This is a genomic window from Candidatus Eisenbacteria bacterium, assembly GCA_018831195.1.
Classification (GTDB): domain Bacteria; phylum Eisenbacteria; class RBG-16-71-46; order CAIMUX01; family JAHJDP01; genus JAHJDP01.
The window spans coordinates 119,649-137,303 of the sequence record JAHJDP010000018.1 but is presented as its reverse complement, the minus strand read 5'-3'; the positions used below and the strand labels follow the sequence as shown (position 1 = coordinate 137,303).

General features: G+C 54.7%; 12 protein-coding genes. All 12 read right to left on the bottom strand.

The features are described 5' to 3' along the window. Positions 1–243, bottom strand: a 243-nt coding sequence (locus KJ970_02920) for a hypothetical protein (GenBank protein ID MBU2689853.1), incomplete at its 3' end; no start/stop codon positions are given. Positions 244–369: 126 nt separating this feature from the next. After that, positions 370–2,820: a hypothetical protein gene (locus tag KJ970_02915; GenBank protein MBU2689852.1), complete on the bottom strand. Its 2,451-nt coding sequence runs from the start codon at positions 2,818–2,820 to the stop codon at positions 370–372. 46 nt (positions 2,821–2,866) lie between these two features. Then, the gene (locus tag KJ970_02910) at positions 2,867–5,569 is read right to left on the bottom strand and encodes a TonB-dependent receptor (GenBank protein MBU2689851.1); all 2,703 of its coding nucleotides are present in this window, start codon (positions 5,567–5,569) and stop codon (positions 2,867–2,869) included. 475 nt (positions 5,570–6,044) lie between these two features. After that, a complete protein-coding gene (locus tag KJ970_02905; protein ID MBU2689850.1) occupies positions 6,045–7,520 on the bottom strand; it encodes a hypothetical protein in 1,476 nt (491 codons plus the stop codon). A 12-nt stretch (positions 7,521–7,532) separates the two neighbouring features. Continuing rightward, on the bottom strand, positions 7,533–9,035 hold the full coding sequence (locus KJ970_02900) for a hypothetical protein (GenBank protein MBU2689849.1): 1,503 nt from the start codon (positions 9,033–9,035) through the stop codon (positions 7,533–7,535). Between the two features lie 177 nt (positions 9,036–9,212). Continuing rightward, positions 9,213–10,580 carry a phosphomannomutase/phosphoglucomutase gene (locus KJ970_02895; GenBank protein MBU2689848.1) on the bottom strand — a complete coding sequence of 456 codons (1,368 nt, stop codon included), beginning with the start codon at positions 10,578–10,580 and terminating at the stop codon, positions 9,213–9,215. A 55-nt stretch (positions 10,581–10,635) separates the two neighbouring features. Continuing rightward, a protein-coding gene (gene prfB, locus KJ970_02890) for a peptide chain release factor 2 (GenBank protein ID MBU2689847.1) occupies positions 10,636–11,764 on the bottom strand; the annotation gives its coding sequence in 2 pieces (ribosomal slippage) (positions 10,636–11,694 and positions 11,696–11,764; 1,128 coding nt in all). A 12-nt stretch (positions 11,765–11,776) separates the two neighbouring features. Beyond that, a complete protein-coding gene (gene coaE, locus KJ970_02885) occupies positions 11,777–12,424 on the bottom strand; it encodes a dephospho-CoA kinase (protein MBU2689846.1) in 648 nt (215 codons plus the stop codon). Then, complete coding sequence (gene polA / locus KJ970_02880) at positions 12,406–15,123, bottom strand: DNA polymerase I (protein ID MBU2689845.1); 2,718 nt, start codon at positions 15,121–15,123, stop codon at positions 12,406–12,408. The genes coaE and polA overlap by 19 nt, the downstream gene beginning before the upstream one ends. A 22-nt stretch (positions 15,124–15,145) precedes the next feature. Beyond that, entirely contained in the window at positions 15,146–15,784 is a 639-nt protein-coding gene (nadD, locus tag KJ970_02875; protein MBU2689844.1) for a nicotinate-nucleotide adenylyltransferase, read from the bottom strand. 2 nt (positions 15,785–15,786) lie between these two features. Continuing rightward, on the bottom strand, positions 15,787–16,638 hold the full coding sequence (bamD, locus tag KJ970_02870) for an outer membrane protein assembly factor BamD (GenBank protein MBU2689843.1): 852 nt from the start codon (positions 16,636–16,638) through the stop codon (positions 15,787–15,789). Beyond that, entirely contained in the window at positions 16,622–17,647 is a 1,026-nt protein-coding gene (locus KJ970_02865) for a hypothetical protein (GenBank protein ID MBU2689842.1), read from the bottom strand. The genes bamD and KJ970_02865 overlap by 17 nt, the downstream gene beginning before the upstream one ends. Between the last annotated feature and the right edge of the window lie 8 nt (positions 17,648–17,655).

The following is a 17,655-nucleotide window of genomic DNA, read 5'->3' as shown; positions in this document are numbered from 1 at the left end:
TGTGTGGTGAATCGACAACACGGTCCGTGACAACCTGGCGATCCCGGCGGGATTCCAAAAGACGGAATTCGCATCATCGGCCAGTGAGACATAGGCCGATCCCATGGCGACCGGCCGCGCTCCCATGGGTATCTTCAGGAACTGACCCCCGATGGTTCCCACCTTTGCAAACTCGCGGGCACCGAAGGCCGAGACCGGGAGCAACAGGAAACCCAGTACGACAGCCAATGTCAGACGTCTCACAACAATTCCTCCTCCTGAAAGGCGCTCCGGTCCGAATCTATGACGCTCCCTCATCTTAAGCCCCTTCACTCAGTTTCATCAACCACCACTAAACCTTAATCAGGCTGCCGCCTCGTTCCCGCCTTGCTACCTAATAATAACAAAGCGCCCAACTTTGGTGTCGCTTCCACATTTAACGGAATAGAGATAGACACCGCTGACCACATCCTGTCCGTTTCGCGTGATCAGATTCCAGAAGACCGTTCCACTATCCGACTCACGGCCCAGTTCCGCCGCCAACATCGGATCATGATTAAGTGTCTGAACCAGGTCACCAGCCATCGTATAGATACTCACTTCACACTTTTTCTTTGGCAGATTCGCGAAAGCGATTTTGGTGCCTGTCGGATCCGTGTCGCTTGGATTCAAATCCCAGCTGGCCGGATGCCCCCCCCGGACATAAGGGTTCGGAACGACATAAATATCATCCAGGGAGGAAGTAGCACTCCATGTTGGAACAACAGCCTGCGCTTCAACGGCAGTGGGACGACTCTCCAATTCGTAATAGGCCACGGTCGGCTCAATACCCTGTGCAGGATTGCCAGGATCGAGCGTGTCGGGAATTGTGCTATAGGCCGTCACATCGTAGAAATACAGCATCCCATTGTGCAGTCCTTCGGTATCCTCATACTTGTACCGTCCGACCGGATAGTAGGCCTTGATCGAATCCGGACCACCGGCGCCGGTAAGAACGCTGTAGGGCGACGTCACCGTTGTATCGGTAAAGTGCACAATGTGATTTGGGGAATCCTCACCCAGATTGTCTTTAGGGTCTTTTGTTATCTCAAAGACAACCTGCCAATCATCAGGCGCCGGCCCGATCGAACCGGTCGGCCGGTTCCAGTCTCTGGCTTGATAGACTTTGTATCCAGCCCAAAGGATTTTGCCGGAAATCGGATCAGCCGCCAGCTCGCTCGCATTATCCCACTCGATAATCACCTTCTTATGTCCCGAAGGCGAGTGAACTCTCACGGTGGGATCATCCGGTTCATCCATATTTGTATTCGGCGATGGCGGTGCTACGCTGCCGACCCAGTGCACCAGTGTTTCACAACCAATGCAAAGAGGATCGGGTGTACAACCATCACAATCGTTATCGACATAATTAGTAGGTATACACTCGGTTTCCTTGATGACCCGGGGCGGAGACAGATCGGTGCAGGGATCCGACCACCGGGCCGGCTCTCCCGGTCCAATGGCGATGAGGCAGGTCTCTTTGCCATCGATCCCTGTGTCGGCGCGATCATCCACATCACGCCAAATACCATTGTAGATCCGTTGCGCATTAACCGCATTCCGTGCCATTCCACCCCGCCCAGATCCGATAACGAAGGCGGTTTGGAACATCAGGTTTTCGCCGGGCAACAGCTCAGCGAAGGGTCCCGCTGAGAAGGCATAGCGGTAATCACTCGGCTGCGTTGTTGGTCGAGTCGGCTTGTTTCCGCTGCTCAACAGGTCATACCGTTCGAAATCGTTTCTGGGATCGCCCTCAGGATAGGGCGCACTACTGCTGAAGAAGGCCGCGGAGTAAATACCTACTTCAGCCGGGGCGAAGACCCCATTGGGATCAGTGGTATGCCCCATGAACATCCCGCCGAAGAATCCATCAATATCTCCGCCTGTAGCTGTCTGGCCGTTATCGGGAATGTCATACATGTAGCAGATTTCAATATTCAATGTCTCGGCGGCGCAAGAGTCACTTCTGGCTGGATCCACAAAGAGGGTATCCAAGTCGAGATAGGCCCCGCCGTCATCCGTCCAGTAGGATTCGGCATCGCGGGGTCCTGCATCGGAGTCGACGAAGAAGCCGATAAAGACATCCCGCAATGTTTCAAATCCGTCATTCCAAATCGTGAACTCGAAACCGATGAATTCATTTGAACCGGGAGTGGACCAGGCGAAACTCCTTTGCTGAATCAAAAGGTTCAGTGGACGGTGCTCCGGATTCGCGTCAATGGCACGTTCGGTATTGTCTTTATATTCGCAAGAGAACATCTGCTGTGAAATCGCCTCAAAGTCTTCATCGGTCAACCCGTCGCGGTCATCATCCTTGCCATTGTGAAAATCTTCGTCTGTAAACCCGTCGCCGTCGTCATCAGGAGTCGTGGAGAAGCCGATGCGGTTCCCTCCCAACACACCTTCAAACGAGGGGTATATCGTCTCAATGGGATCGGGCTCCGGAAGAAATTCATTGGAATAGGCGCCTGTCGACACATAGGAAAGGTTGTCGCTGGCAACAGCTCCAACCCAGATGCTTGCGGCATAGAGAAACTCACCGCCGCGCCATCCCGCTCCGAAGGAATCCAGGCCGAAGGGATTGCCGATGATTCCGATATTCGTCACCAAAAGTTCAAGCAACCCAACATTGTGATAGAAGAGATTCGGGGGACGAATCGCATAAAGTTGGGCCACATTCCTTGCCTCGGCGGGCTCCTCGCCTCCCCTCAGGTATCGAGCTTCCACCTGATTCGGGAGCAGGAGGAGGCAGATGAGAGCGAGTGCCGCCCCAGCCGCCAACCAATGCCCGTGAACCTTCATAATCGCCTCCCGTTACAACCTTGTTCAGGCTTTCTCTTCCCGGCGTTTAGAATTGGAAACCAACGCCGACACGAATCGTTCGTGGATCACCGAAAACCCGCGGATCCTGAAGAGGAATCCAATCCTCGATACCATCACCGTTGATGTCATCCCCAATATAGGCTCCCCCGGCACGGCCCGTTTCTGTGTAGTACTTCTCATAATCGGAGCCGGTGGCGCTGGGGAATCCCGGCCAATTACTCGGCGTCAGATTTGTAATGTTTTTTGCGTCGAGCAGATTGCGGCTTTGCAGGAAGATCCTGAATCGTTGATTCCAGAGGGTGTAATACTTTTCCGCCTGAATGTCCAACGAAGTGGATCCAGGAAGCCGTCTGGAATTTGTGGCTTCCGGCCCCAATTCTCTCGTATTTCTTTGGATCGGTGTATAAGGGAAGCCGGATGTGTAATTCCACACAAAATTGCATCCCCAACTCCCCGGATTCGCGATATAAAGCTGCGCACTCAACTGATGGCGCGAATCCCAATCAAGCGGCTGTTCAGATACGGGAAGGTAGAGGAAGTTCTGTACAATGGCGGCATTCGGGTCAGAAGCAACACCCGTTGCGACACCATAGGTATATGAGATCTCTCCGCGGAAATTGTTTTTAAACTGCCGTGATAATGTAAATTCAAATCCACGGGCCGATGCGTAGTCTTTATTTGTGTAGAGACGGACATTTCCTGTCCCGGCATAGTCGGGAACCTGTTCAGCCGTGATAAGTCCGAAGATGTCTTTATAATAGACACTAAACTGTCCAAAGACGATCTCACTGAACAGGTGCTGGATACCGGCCTGATAGCTTACCGTGGTCTCGTTTTCCAAATTCGGATTTCCGCGCGTTCTGCCGTCGAATACGTTGCGATCATCAAAGATATATTGGCGGTCGGGGGATTGGTAGAACCGTCCGTAGTGGAAGCTGAAGACATCGCGGTCGGAGATGGGATAGGCAATTCCGATCCTGGGGCTAAACTGGGTTTTGACCCGCTTCTGCACCTCACTGATCGGAATCTGGTCACCCACTGAAAAGGCATCATACCGAAGGCCGATATTAAGCACCATACCCTCATGTTCCCACCGGCTCTGGGTATAGACGGCGCCTTCAGGATTGTAATAGTGATAGCGCGTTCTTGATCCACCGATCTCACCATTCGTATTGGTTTGATAAGGACGATCGACCTGGAAGAGATACATATCGTTATAGCTGAACTCAAAGCCGGTCTGAAACATCTGTTTCTTCGACAAACGCCTCGTGAAATCACCTTTGGTCGTGTAGACCTGGGTCTTACGGGTCGACAAGGTCGGATAATCTCCGGCAATCACAAAGTAGTCATAAGATTCGAAGGTTCGATAATTGAGCCAGAGATCAGCCTCGCGATCGCCGGTATACTCCCAGGGTTCCTTTCCTAAAACACGATTATCACGGAAGAAATACTGTCGGCTGAGCTTGAGACTATAATAAGTATCCTTGTCAATCGTATGGTTCAATACGAATTTGAGTTGATTGAAGTCATCAATCACATTAGGAGTATGTTCCGCGGCGTTGTAGTAGAGATAGGTCGAGTCGATTTGTGTCGGGGACCATGCGCCGTGGCGCAGCATGACGGTCCCCGTCTGGGTCGTATCAAAAAAGGTTTCAACATAACCTTCCCGGCTCCAAGCGTGCAGGTAATTATCGCGCTTGGTGTGGTTGTTGATGACTTCAAGAGTCATCTTGAGCTTGGGATTCGGCCGGTAGGCTAATTTCCCCTGCATCTTCAGGGAATTGTCTTTTCTGTCACCGACGGAAATGAAGTTGAGAATGTTTCTATGAGTTCTATTTTCAATCGTCTTGGGATAATCGTCTTGATAAGTCCCTTCGGCGGAGATGTAATAGGTCAGATTCCGGATCGGGGAAGGGCCTCCGAAACCGACGAACATCCTATCCAGATTGTCATACGTATTGTCCGGCTGGCCGTAATCATCAGTGATATAGCGCAATTCACCTTCGAATTCATCACCGCCTTCTTTAGTCTTATAGTTCACGATGCCTGATTGGGCATTGCCGTATTGGGCATCGAGACCGCCGAGGATGATATCTGAATCAGAGATGGCGAGGGTGGCCAAGGCGACTCCGCCCCCCACGAGGGGATCCCTTACAGGGACTCCATCGACCTGATATTGGACCTCACCCGCTCGGCCGCCCCGGAAATGCAACTCTCCCGCTTGGGCGACAACGCCCGCTTTCAGGGAGATCGCCTCCTCGAGCTCGTCGACAGGAAGGTTCGTTAATTGATCGGAGCTGATGTTATGCCCTTGCGCCGATTCCTTTTTGATAAGTTGCTGCCTTCTGCCTTTGACAACAACTTCTTCCAAATCGATATCAACCAGGGTTCTTTTTATCTTGAAGTCGACCTTTGTGTTTTCACCATCCCGGATAACAACGCCCGTTATGGTCTTGTCTTCATACCCCATCATCATGACCTTCAAATCATAGGTTCCGACATTCACATTCTTGATGATGTAGGTACCGTCCTGAATACCCATGGCGCCCCAAGATTGGCCGAGAACGACCACTTGAGCATACGCAACTGGGTTCCCCTCGTCGTCGGCAACCCGGCCGACGATGGAACCGTACCCCCCTTGGCTCCACACATCACCGGCACTCAGTGCCAGGAGCGCGATGCACAGTAGGAGCACACCATTTTGGATGCTGATTCTCGCCATCCGCATCTCCGCTGGCTCCTTTCCCAATCCCCTTTGGATGGTGGCATGTCTCTGCCACTTTCCGTCTCTCATGGCCTATTAACCGTCACGAAGGCCACATTGTCAAGGGTCCTAAAAGGGATCAACTCCCTTAAAACTAGAACGTTAGAGTCCCAAAAGGCCCCAGAATTTTCTTCAGGTGTCACACAGGCTCTTCTCAGAAATCGATGGTTAATCTGAAGGGAAATGAATTTGGGGGAAGAAATCCCACAGACAACCGGTAAGCCGGCCGTTTCGGGTTTTAAAGAGGTAGACTGACGGAAACGATAGGCCTCCATCCCGCTGACAACCTCTCCCAACCCCAGTGGGTGATGATGTCGATGATGGGTACCCCTATTCTTCTATCGGCTGGACCAAGGGTCCGGTTGAGAACTCTCCACTGAGAATTCTCTGAGACGCCCTTATCATAGCCTAATTTGCTGCACTCGTCACCACATTCATCTCAAAGGATATAACGTAATCCAAGGCTCCAGGTCAGCTCCTCAAGGAGTTTCTGTTCGTCGCCTTCCAGGGATTCACGCCGCTGAGCAAGACCAATGGCGCCATCGAGCTGAAAAAGGCCGCCCCGCGGAAGATAGCTGGCCCCAACGGTATACAATGTCCCATTCTGACGCGTGGCGGGAAGATCAACATCTAGATCCAGACTCTCAAAGATAGCACCGGCCCTGAGTACCAGGTTTCGCTTCCAGAAAACCTCCCCACCCAACCGAACACTTAGATCCTCCCACGACCGGTCGGCCACATCCCGCATTTCCCGGCTGGTCATATCTCCGCGTTCCAAATAACCTTCAATGCCCACCTGCACCCGATCCCTCAGGAAGGTGGCGCTGGCCCCCAGACCAAGACGGACGGCATCGGATTCCACATCCTCTGCACGACGTGTGCCTTTGAAATTCACCCCCTCTTCCACTCTCCAAGAACGCGATTCCTGTGTGATCGAAGCCCCCAACCGATATCGATCCTTCAACTTGTAGAGCCACCTTGTTCCCAAGATTCTATAATCTTCATTCTCGATAAAACTCGTCGTCTCGATTTGGAAATTCTGCCGGCCGCCATTGTCGGGGAAGCGGTCGCTCCAACTGATCTCGGCTTTCTCAGCGCCGTCGATCTTGTAGGTTCGAATAAAAACCCCTCCTTGAAGGTCTTCGCTCTGATGATAGACAAGCTGAAAACCCATGGTATTTAGTGGACGATACCATGTGAAGGTGTCGGTATGGAAAGCTGCGGCGTCGCGGCTTTTACCGTTGATATTGCCTCTGAGGAAATCCCAGGTCCATCCGGCCTGGAAGCGGTTGATGAGGAAGGCCAGCGCAACCTGTCCTTTGGGCCTTGAAACTCGGTGCTTTAGTGAAAAGACATCGTCACTGACCCGATCTTCATTCTCCGCAACGCCGCCATATGTAATGGCCGCCGCCATCCAGGAAAAGGGCCTTTCATTGTAAAAAAGATGCCACGTGCTTCCCTTGACCTCATAGACATCACCGTAGTTGCGGGAGCCCTGCAATCGTCTCCAATCGCCGTAGAGACCGTAGGCTCGCTTCCCCTGAAGCCGGTAAATGATGTCGGTCCCAAAGGATCCTGTAACGAATCGGCGCCGGGTCTGCTCACGTGGATCTTGGAGCCGGTTTCCAAACTGGCTCCATGTCTCCACCGACCATCGGTCCTTGTCAAGAATGACACCAGCCCCATTCCCACCATAATCACTGAGGTTAATCTCGTTGTTTTCATCTTCAATGACCAGCTCGAGACGGCCCATCCCATCCAAACGGGTGCTGCCCGGTCCCGAGTATCGGCCGACCTCGAAGCCTTCCTGTTCGAGAAAATAATCGATGATCGAGGCGTGGCACTCGCCGAGGAGAAGTATCCCCAAAAGGATGGTCAGGAAAAGAAACCAACGCCGCCCCCAAAACAATCCCATGACGACCACTCCCTAATCTCTCGGGTTGAAACGGAGAATCTGAGGTTCAGAACCCCAGTGCGCCGTCCCCGAGTTGTTCATGAGAGCCAGCGTAAAGGTGACCTCAAATCCCTCTTGAGCAAGGAACTGAAAATCGTTATTGGGATCCTGGGTCTGCAATTTCCTGGCGATCTCAAGGGTCCAAACCCCTTCGTCCCACTGACCACTCCCGTGGATATCCGCCCGGCTATCCTCGGGATAGGTCAAGATCCATCCAGGCACCGTATCACCGTAACGCCAAAATCTGATATCCGTTCCCAAAGGTAAGGGCGCTTCGTTGATCGTATCGCATGCCGAGAAGATGGCATAACGCTCAAACTGACGCGATTCCCGCCAGAGATACGTCAGCGCCAATCCATTATTGATCCGGCAGCGCTCCCCGAACTCACTAAGACATCGATCCGGATCAATCGGTTCACAGAAGGGATCGTCCTCGCATCGATAGACCCACTTGGGGATAGGGCTCCCCTCCTCAAAGTTCGGGGTATAGGCGCCCAATCCCGGATCGGGAATGAGTCCCGTTGTCGGCTCGGCAACCATATCCTCGAGATACCCCGGCGTTCCGAACCGTGGGTAATTGGGATTGTCAGTCGGTGTATAGAGATCCCGGATCGGGTCTGTCCGGCTGGCCAGCCATTGCCAGATATCCAATCGGCCGTAGGAAGGTCGGCCGAAGGATGGGGATTCGTTCTGGTGGCAAGCGACAAGGCATCCCTGCTTGTCATAGGTCCCCTTCATATCGCCGGTAGGTCTCATCTGAAAGGCTATGGAGAAACGATCTTCATCACCGAACTGAATCCAATTATTGGGATCGGCGAGATCTGCCTGGCAGCCTTCTATCACCAACGTATCGCAATAGTCGATCGTGATGACTTCCCGGACCCAGAAGGTATCACATTCCTGCCCGCCTCCCGGACAATCGACGAACTCATCATACCCTGGCAGCGGTTGATAGACCGTATCTCTGACGACGGTGGTGTCCCAGTATTCGGGAGTACAGTACAGCTCCCGCCGGGGAAGATCGGGACCCGCATACATCATGAAATCCTTCTGAGTATTCAAGGACCGGTCCGGCCAGCGAACCAGAAGGAAAAGATCATCATCAGTGTAGATCGCCTTGAGGGAGACATAGATCGGAGGCCCCGGATCTCCGGCGCCATTCTCGGCAGAGAGTCGGATTTGATGAAATTCGCGACCCGGCTGCAGGGGACCGCCCCATTCCTGATCGATCGCTTCCCCGTTCAGCTCAATATGATTTTGCTCCAGGTCTTCCTGGGTGAGATAGAGAACGGGGATAACGTTTGTGATCGTCTCGTCGGGGGCCGGCGGCAGGTCTTCTTCGCAGGCGCTGAAGACCATTAAAGATATAATGATGCCGAGACCGACAAGCCGGGGAATCCAATTGAAAACTTTGCGGCGTAGGCCCTGGGGAATCGCCGATTCCCTTGGCTTTGAGCCGATATATGGAGTGTTCATTAGAAATCCTGCCCGTCTCCTGTGCCCACCCCTTTGATTCATTCCCAACCCCGGGCAAGTTTTGGATTGACGGATATCGTTAAACGGCACGCTACTCCAGCCCCCCCTCTATGTCAAGTCCCTTTGCCCCCAAACCGAATGGGTTGGGCGCTCCCTAACTCTATGAAATCACCGGGCCTACTCCCACTTGACCATCGGATAGCGGGAAAGCCGCGAATGAAACTCCTCCCTGATCTCCGCCAAGCGCTGCTCGGTTTTCGCTTCGAACCTCAGTACGAGCACCGGCTGCGTATTAGAAGCCCGGATCAGCCCCCATCCATCACCGAACTGCACGCGGCTTCCGTCGATCGCCAGAACATCATATTTCGCGGCGAATTCCTTGCCGACTTCTTCCACGATACGGAATTTATCCTCATCGGTACATTCAATACGGATCTCCGGGCTGCTTTTATAGGATGGCAGGCTGTCCACGAGTTCGGAAAGCTTCCGCTCCGTTCGAGCCAAAATCGCCGCAAGACGCGCCGAGGCGTAAATCGCGTCGTCATACCCATAGAAATCCTCGGAGAAGAACATGTGACCGGACATCTCACCGGCGGCCGGCGCTCCCTCTTCCTTCATTTTGGCCTTCGTCAGGGAATGCCCGGTTTTCCACATGATTGGAAGTCCGCCATGCGCCCTGATATCCTCCTCGAGGGCCTGGCTGCACTTCACATCATAGATAAACTTGGCCCCCGGCAACCGGGTCAGGATGTCCCGGGCGTAAAGGGCCAGGAGCTGATCCCCCCAGACCATCCGGCCCTTTTCATCGATCGCGCCGATGCGGTCCGAATCGCCGTCATAGCCAACACCCAGATCGGCGCCGGTTTCAACCACCTTCCGCTTCAGATCCTGCATGTAGGCTTCCACCGTCGGATCGGGTTGGTGGTTGGGAAATCTTCCATCGGGTTCACAGTAGAGAGTGATGATCTCATGACCCAGCCTTCTGAAAATCTCCGGTGCAGCCAGCCCACCCGTTCCATTTCCCGCATCGAGAACGACTTTGAGGGGCCGCAGAGGTTTCGTCTTGGAGATGACCATTTCAATATAGCTGGGCAGGATCTGGTGGGCTTCCCGGGATCCCCGACCCGAATCGATATCTCCACTTTCCAGCCGCCGCTTCAATTCTTGGATTTCCTTGCCCCAGACCGAGGAGGTTCCCCTGCACATTTTGAAACCGTTGTATTCGATCGGATTATGACTTCCCGTTATCATGACGCCGCCGTCGGCTTCGAGATGAACGATGGCGTAATAGAGGGCCGGAGTAGGCACCTCACCGACATCAAGAATGGTGAGCCCGCAGGATTGAAGCCCCTCTGCCCAACGTTCCAGCAATCGTGGTGAAGATTCACGGACATCGCGTCCGAGGGCTATCCGCCGGCGCCCCTCGCGGACCATGACGGTTCCATAAGCTCTGGCAACGGCCACGGCGAGATCATCCGTCAGCTCAAGGGCTGCAATACCGCGAATATCGTATTCACGAAAGATATGTGGATCAACCTTCAAGATGCCTCCTTAATAGTCAAGCTTGTCAGCCAACCAGCCGGTTCGGTCAATCGGCCGGCTAGCCTTTCTTCCCACCTTCAGCTCTGGCTGTCGCCGATCTCAACCAAGCATGTATAAAGGGATCGATCTCGCCGTCCATGACGGCTTGTACATTCCCAATCTCCTTTCCCGTTCTATGGTCTTTAACCATCGAATACGGATGAAAAACGTACGAGCGGATTTGGCTCCCCCAAGCTATATCCTTCTTTGAGGCCTCAAGCACCTCCCGCTTTTTTCGCTCCTGTTCCTGAAGGTGGTGGAAGAGCCGAGCCCGGAGGATCCGCATCGCCGATTCGCGGTTCCGATGCTGAGACCTTTCCGACTGGCATTGCACGACAATCCCGGTCGGTGAATGTGTAATCCGGACGGCGGAATCGGTTTTATTGACATGTTGCCCGCCGGCGCCGCTGGCTCGATAGGTATCCACCCTAAGATCCGACTCGTTGATCTCCACCTCGATCTCCTCATCGACTGAGGGGTAAACATAAACACTTGCGAATGAAGTATGCCGGCGTTTGCTGGCGTCAAAAGGCGAGATGCGGACCAGTCGGTGTACGCCGTTTTCCGCCTTCAAGTACCCGAAGGCATAGGCGCCCTTGGCTTCCACCGTAGCATCCTTGATGCCGGCCTCTTCCCCCGGCTGGTAATCCAAGACGGATGTTTCATATCCCCGGCGCTCCATCCAGCGCAGATAGAGCCGAAGAAGCATCTCCGCCCAATCTTGGCTCTCTGTTCCCCCGGCGCCTGAGTGAATTTGTACAATGGCATTGCCCTCGTCGAAACGCCCGTCGAGGAGGGTTGTCAGTTCATACTCTTCCAGGTCCTGCTGAAATCGGGAACACTCCCGCGCAAGCTCGGCCTCGAGGTCGGCGTTCTCGCCGCCTTCCTCGGTGATGAGATCCTGCATGACGCCGAGATCTTCCAAACGTTTGTTCAAATTGCTCCAAGATTCCTGGAGCCGGCTCAGCACCTTCATCCGCTGCATCACTTCCTGAGCGCCCTGCGGCTGATCCCAAAATCCGGGCTCACCCATCTTTTTTTCTAATTCTTTTTGCTCTTCCGATAGTTTATCGAGGTCAAAGGTAACCTCTCAAGCTGCCCAACCGCTCCCGACCGGCCTCCACGATTTTTAAAACTTCGATACTCATGATCCCCCTCCTTCATTCGCGGGTCTGGAGCGCTCGCAACCAGATACGAGCCAATCGATGGGCCTGAAATTGAAGGTCCTTCTCCGTTCCGTCATTCTTGACCACAATATCCGCCAGCTGTTTCTTCTTCTCCGGCGTCCACTGAGCCGACTCCCGGCCGAGAATCTGCGTCAAGGAGTACCCTCGCTCCTCAAGCCAGAGATGCCGCTTCGCCTCCGCCGCCTCCAGCACAACCACGCGGTCCATCATTGACGCGATGCCCGATTCACACAGCAAGGCGGCATCCAACACGACGATATCAATCCCGGGACGATGATTCAACCGCGTGATCCGGCGTTTGAGCGTCGCCAAAAGCCATGGATGGACGATGGCATTCAGCTCTTCGACCCTGGCCGGTCTTGAAAAGACTTCGGCCGCCAATCGGCGGCGATCGACACCACCCGACCGATCCAGGATCTTTCGTCCAAATTGCGCAATGATGCGGGGAAGCAGGGAGCTGCCGGGTTGCAGGGCCTCATGTCCGATCCGGTCGGCATCAAGCCGGCGAATGCGAGGGTCTTCGGACAACGCAGAGGCAAAAAACGTTTTGCCGGAACCGATCGCCCCGGTCACTCCGACTCGCATCGCGCGCCTCAGATCCTTTAGGCGTGTGCGTCCCACCAGGTTTCCCCCCAACCCTCCTCGATGACGAGAGGGACCGTTAGCAGGGCGGCGCCCTCCATCTCGCGGCGAATCAAATCCCCCACACGATCCTTCTCATCCGGGGCGATTTCCAACAACAACTCATCATGAATTTGAAGGACCAGGCGGCTTTTCAGATGCCGGGCCGCCAATTCCCTCTGGACACCGACCATCGCCTGTTTAATCAAATCAGCGGCCGAACCCTGTATTGGTGTGTTGATCGCCATCCGTTCGGCCTGCGAGCGGAGACGCCCCTTGTCGAGCTGAAGATCAGGCAGGTAGCGCCGGCGGCCGGCGATGGTTTCAACAAATCCTCTCTGCCGGGCCTCCTCGACGATCGAGGTGAGATAATTGCGGACACCGGGCAGCTTCTCCAAATATTCCTCGATAAACCTCTTTGCATCGGCGATGGGAATCCCCATTTCAACGGCCAGCCGCTGGGGACCCATCCCATAGATAATCCCAAAATTGGCGATTTTGGCTCTGGCGCGAAGCGAACCGTCGACCTGGTCCGGCGTGACGCCGAAGACCCGGCAGGCGGTGGCTTTGTGGATATCATCTCCCGAATGAAAGGCTTCCAGGAGGTAGTCATCGGAAGAGAGATGCGCCAGAAGGCGGAGTTCGATTTGTGAGTAATCGGCAGAGAGGAAGACCCAGCCTTTCGGCGAAGCCACGAAGGCTTTTCGGATTTTCCGTCCGAGTTCGCTTCGGATGGGTATATTTTGAAGATTGGGATGGCTTGAGGAGAGGCGTCCCGTCGCGGTGACCGTCTGATGGAACAGGGCGTGGAGACGATGAGTGACAGGATCGACCAATCGCGGTAGAACCTCGACATAAGTCGATTGCAATTTGGAGAGCTGCCGATACTCGAGCAAGATTCCGGGGAGCGGATGTAATCCAGCCAATCCCTCCAGGACACCCGAGTCCGTCGAATAACCGGTTTTGGTCTTTTTACCGGTCGGGAGTTTCAATTGGTCAAAGAGAATCTCGCGAAGCTGTGATGGGGAGTTCAGATTGAACTCGATTCCGGCCGCCTTTGTCGCCTGACCCTCCAGTCGGTTGAGCTCAACCTGCAAATCGGATCGCATCCGCTCCAGCACCGGGACATCAAGGGCAATACCGACACTCTCCATCCGCGCCAAGATAGAAACCAGCGGCAGCTCCAATTTCTGCAGCAGCTGCTCCTGCTCCCGGCTCCGGCATTCCCGCTCCAAGATCGGATAAAGCAGGAGGACCGCCTCCGCCTCCTCCATGGTCGCGGAGATCGAATCTTCTGATAGAGCCGTCGAGAAGAGATCCCCCGTTTTCCCGGCGTCGGGAGTTTGTAGAACCCGGTTGAGAAATTCCTTGGAAAGGGATCCGATATCGTGACGGCGGGACGGATCCAGGACATAAGAAGCGACCTGGGTATCAAAATAGGGCGGGGAGAGTTCGATCTTGATCTTTTGTAAAAGATGAATCAATCGTTTGAAATCGTGTCCCACCTTAAGGCGGTTTCGATCGCTGAAAAGAGGACTCAGTATCTTCCCCGCCTTATCGCCGGGGATCCCGCCCGATCCTATCCCCACTTTAACAAATGCGGCTTGCTCTCCTCCCAGCTGGGAAAATGCCAATCCCGTAAGATTCGCGGTGAAGGGAATCTCGTCTGTCCCCGGGGCCGCCAATCCGAGCGGTGAGGAGGAGGCGGCCACTCTTTCAGCCCATAGCTTCAATGCTTCGACCGTGGCGATGACCGGAGTCGCCGATGAAAACGAAGGAGATCGTGGAGACGGTGTTTCAACGGATAGTGCGCCGCCCAGAGAATTTTCGAGACGACGGAACTCAAACTCCCGCAAGAATGATCTGAGTTCCGGTTGTTCCTCCAGTGGCGCAATTTTCAGTTCTTTGAAATCGATCCCCAAGTGGAGATCCCGGCGCAGGGTCACGAGTTCCCGGCTCAAATAGGCGGATTCCCTTCCAGCTTCGAGTTTTTTGCGGACGGCGGAACTCGGAATCGCTTCGAGATGCCCATAGATCTCATCCAAACCATGAAATTGCTTCAGCAGCTGAACCGCCGTCTTCGGACCGATGCCGGACACACCCGGCACATTATCAGCGTGATCACCAGCCAAGGCCTGAAAGTCGCGCAGCTGCTGGGGCGGAACACCCCACTTTTCCTCGACATCCTGCGGCCCCATCCATCGGGCGGGCTCTCTTCCTTTCGCGGGGATATACTGAAAGGTTTTCGGCCCCACCAGCTGCATGAGATCTTTGTCGGCGGAGACGATCACCGTCTCCTTCCCAACTCTTGCACATTTTTCCGAGAAGGAGCTGATCAGATCATCCGCCTCCATCCCCGCTTCCTCCAAACGCGGTATCCCTGCGATGTCCAGGAACCGCTTGACGTCAGGGATCTGATCAATGATCTCCGGGGGCACTTCGGGACGGGTCGCCTTATACTCTTTAAACATTTCATGACGAAAGGTCGGACCTTTTGTGTCAAACATGACCATCATGGAATCAGCTTTCACTTCTCGAATAAGATGAAAGATCGTATTGATAAAGCCGAAAAGGGCGCTGACATCCCGCCCTTTGCCCGTTCGCAGCGGGTTGGAGATGAAGGCGTAATGCGCCCTGTAGACAAGGGCGGTGCCGTCCACAATATAGACGGCCGCAGCGGGATTTTTCGGAAGCGTCACTATCCCCCCTGCTGTGAAATGTTTATCCGTTGGCGCCCGCCGGAGATTTTCCAGCATACAGACCATGGGTCAGAATGTATTTCCGAACCCTTTCAGGAACGAGGAAATTCAAGCTTTTCCCGGCGCGAACCATCTGACGGATTTGCGTTGAGGAGATGTCGACGAGAGGACCCTCGACTGAATCGACATGGGCAAGCCACTGCTTTTTCAATCCATCAATATGATAAAGGGGGCGTCCGTAGACACCCAGTCGGCAAAAACTGACGATAGCTTCCGGCTCCTTCCAAGTTTCCAGTTCAGCCATCGAATCGCTGCCCATTAAAAGCCAAAAAGAGCAGCGGCCACCCCCGCGAGCGTAGAGCGCCCGCAGCGTCTCGACGGTATAGCTGGGCCCCTTCCGCTCCCCCTCCAGAGGTTCGATCGCATATCCTTCGCTTTCAGGAAAGGCCAGCCGCGCCATGGCGGCGCGGTGTTGGAAGGGTGTTATGTGATCCGGATTCTTGTGCGGCGGCATGCCGGCGGGAAGAATGAGGAGGCTGTCCAGCCGAAGGGCCTGGCGGCACTGGTCCGCGAGGATGAGGTGGCCGATATGGGGCGGGTCGAACGTCCCCCCCAAAATCCCCAAACGTGACATCCGGTTCCGGGGATCAACCTCGGTCATCGTCACTCCGTCATCGAATCCGGCGGAAAGATCTCCTCCCCCACCGTCAGGCTGTTCATCTCGTTGGCGATACTCTCCAAAAGTCGGTCATGTTTCTCGGCCTCCAACAGATTCGCCCCTTCCCCCTCCAGCCAGATTTGAAGACGTTCGAAAGCTTCCAGCGCCTTAATGGGTTTCTTTTCAATCTTGTATGATCTTGCTAGACCCAGCAGGCAATCGGCTGCAGCGGGCACGTCGCTCCGGATGGCGATCCCCTTATCAAAATAGAAGCGGGCCGGCTCCATGCGGTGTACTTTTAAATAGGTGTCGCCGCTGATATAAGCCTTGCGAACGAGGCGATCCTCACAAATAAAGAGCAATTCCTCCACGTCTTTAACAAAATTCCCCTCGGGATACTGTCTCAGATAGAGGCGGAAAGTGCTGATGGCGTCGTAGGTTGCTTCCTGATCGTAATCTGGACCTTTCGAGCCCAAATAGGCGCTCCGGCCCAGCTCATAGGTCGCTTCCTCCAACCATTCGCTCTGGGGATAATCATCGAGTATCCTCCGGAACGAATCGGTCGCCAGGAGATACTCAGCGATATACTGGTGGGATTTGCCCAATTTAAAGAGAGCCTCATCCATAAAGCGGCTGCCCGGGTGGCGATCGGTGAATTGCGCCAATGAGAGCACGGCGTCGCTGTAATGGCCCTTATCATAATCCCGCCGGGCGCGGATCAGTTCATCGAGGACCGGGAGATGACTCTCTGTCTTGCCGCCGTGGCTGCCCCCACACCCTGAGATCAGCAGGGAGACGGCGAAAAGAAGCGCCAACCCGCCGGCAAGGCGCGACCCAATGTTAATTTTGATTGGCATAAAAAAGATAAACCAGGCCTGACACAATGGCGACGACGGCGACTGGCTCCACCAATTGCCCCCACACCGCCGGCTGAATCACCGGCCGCGCGAAGGGATATTTGCTTCCCTCAACATAGGGCTGCCATCGGCCGGGGAATTGATCCACAGTGTGTTGCTCGGTGTCGACAACGCCCTTGATGATACCCGAGGGTTCTTCCAAATGAGTGATTCTCAGATGAGCGCTTCCCAACCGTGTGATATTCCGGGGTCCCAGCAGGATCATCGCCCGGCGGCTCGAGGGATAAGTTATCCCCATATCGAGCACTCGGAATTGTAGAACCTCTCCCTTGATCTCCCGTGCCGGTATGAGCAGGGGCTGCAGGGGCGTCGCCTGGGGCGTCGGCGCCTCTTCTGATGTTTTTATTTTCCGGCCCGTTCGCGTTTCGGGTTCAGGAGTTTCTGAGGTTTCCCCGGCCGTCAGATCTTCTTCAAGCCCGGAATCACCGCCCTCTTCGATTAGGGCGCCTTCTGCTCCATCCTCCTCGCTGGTCATTTCGCCGAATTCATCCACGCCGTCGGTCCCGCCATCCGTCGCGTCAGACCCTTCCTCGTCATCGAGGTTCACCCCCCCCTCATCGGTTGTCTCTCCATCGGTCGCCTCTTCCACCGGCGCCCCCCCTTCCTCGGACGCCGCGGGATCATGCGCGGGACCGGCCGCGGGCGCCGAGGGAGATCCCATATCCAGGATCACCGGCTTCCATCCCCTTTGCTGAAGCAGCTCCGCCATCGATTCGGCCACCAGCCAATTCGTTTCATGATAGGCGCCGGATCGAATGTATATCTCACCGCCGGGCTCAATGGAGAGAGAATCGAGAGCCGCGCCAAGAGACCTCAAGGTCAGCTCTTTGAGAATCCCAAGATTCGTCGTAACCGATTGGAAGTCAGCGCTCGACCGCCCCGTGAAAAGAATCAGCGTAACGAATCCTAGAATACAGTATCGTGCGACGTGCCTGGACGGGCTGATCATGCCTTCAC

Excerpts from the sequence above, each read along its gene's own strand:
- KJ970_02915 (MBU2689852.1), bottom strand. The coding sequence starts at position 2,820 with ATGAAGGTTCACGGGCATTGGTTGGCGGCTGGGGCGGCACTCGCTCTC.
- KJ970_02910 (MBU2689851.1), bottom strand. The coding sequence starts at position 5,569 with ATGCGGATGGCGAGAATCAGCATCCAAAATGGTGTGCTCCTACTGTGC.
- KJ970_02905 (MBU2689850.1), bottom strand. The coding sequence starts at position 7,520 with ATGGGATTGTTTTGGGGGCGGCGTTGGTTTCTTTTCCTGACCATCCTT.
- KJ970_02900 (MBU2689849.1), bottom strand. The coding sequence starts at position 9,035 with ATGAACACTCCATATATCGGCTCAAAGCCAAGGGAATCGGCGATTCCC.
- nadD (MBU2689844.1), bottom strand. The coding sequence starts at position 15,784 with ATGACCGAGGTTGATCCCCGGAACCGGATGTCACGTTTGGGGATTTTG.
- bamD (MBU2689843.1), bottom strand. The coding sequence starts at position 16,638 with ATGCCAATCAAAATTAACATTGGGTCGCGCCTTGCCGGCGGGTTGGCG.
- KJ970_02865 (MBU2689842.1), bottom strand. The coding sequence starts at position 17,647 with ATGATCAGCCCGTCCAGGCACGTCGCACGATACTGTATTCTAGGATTC.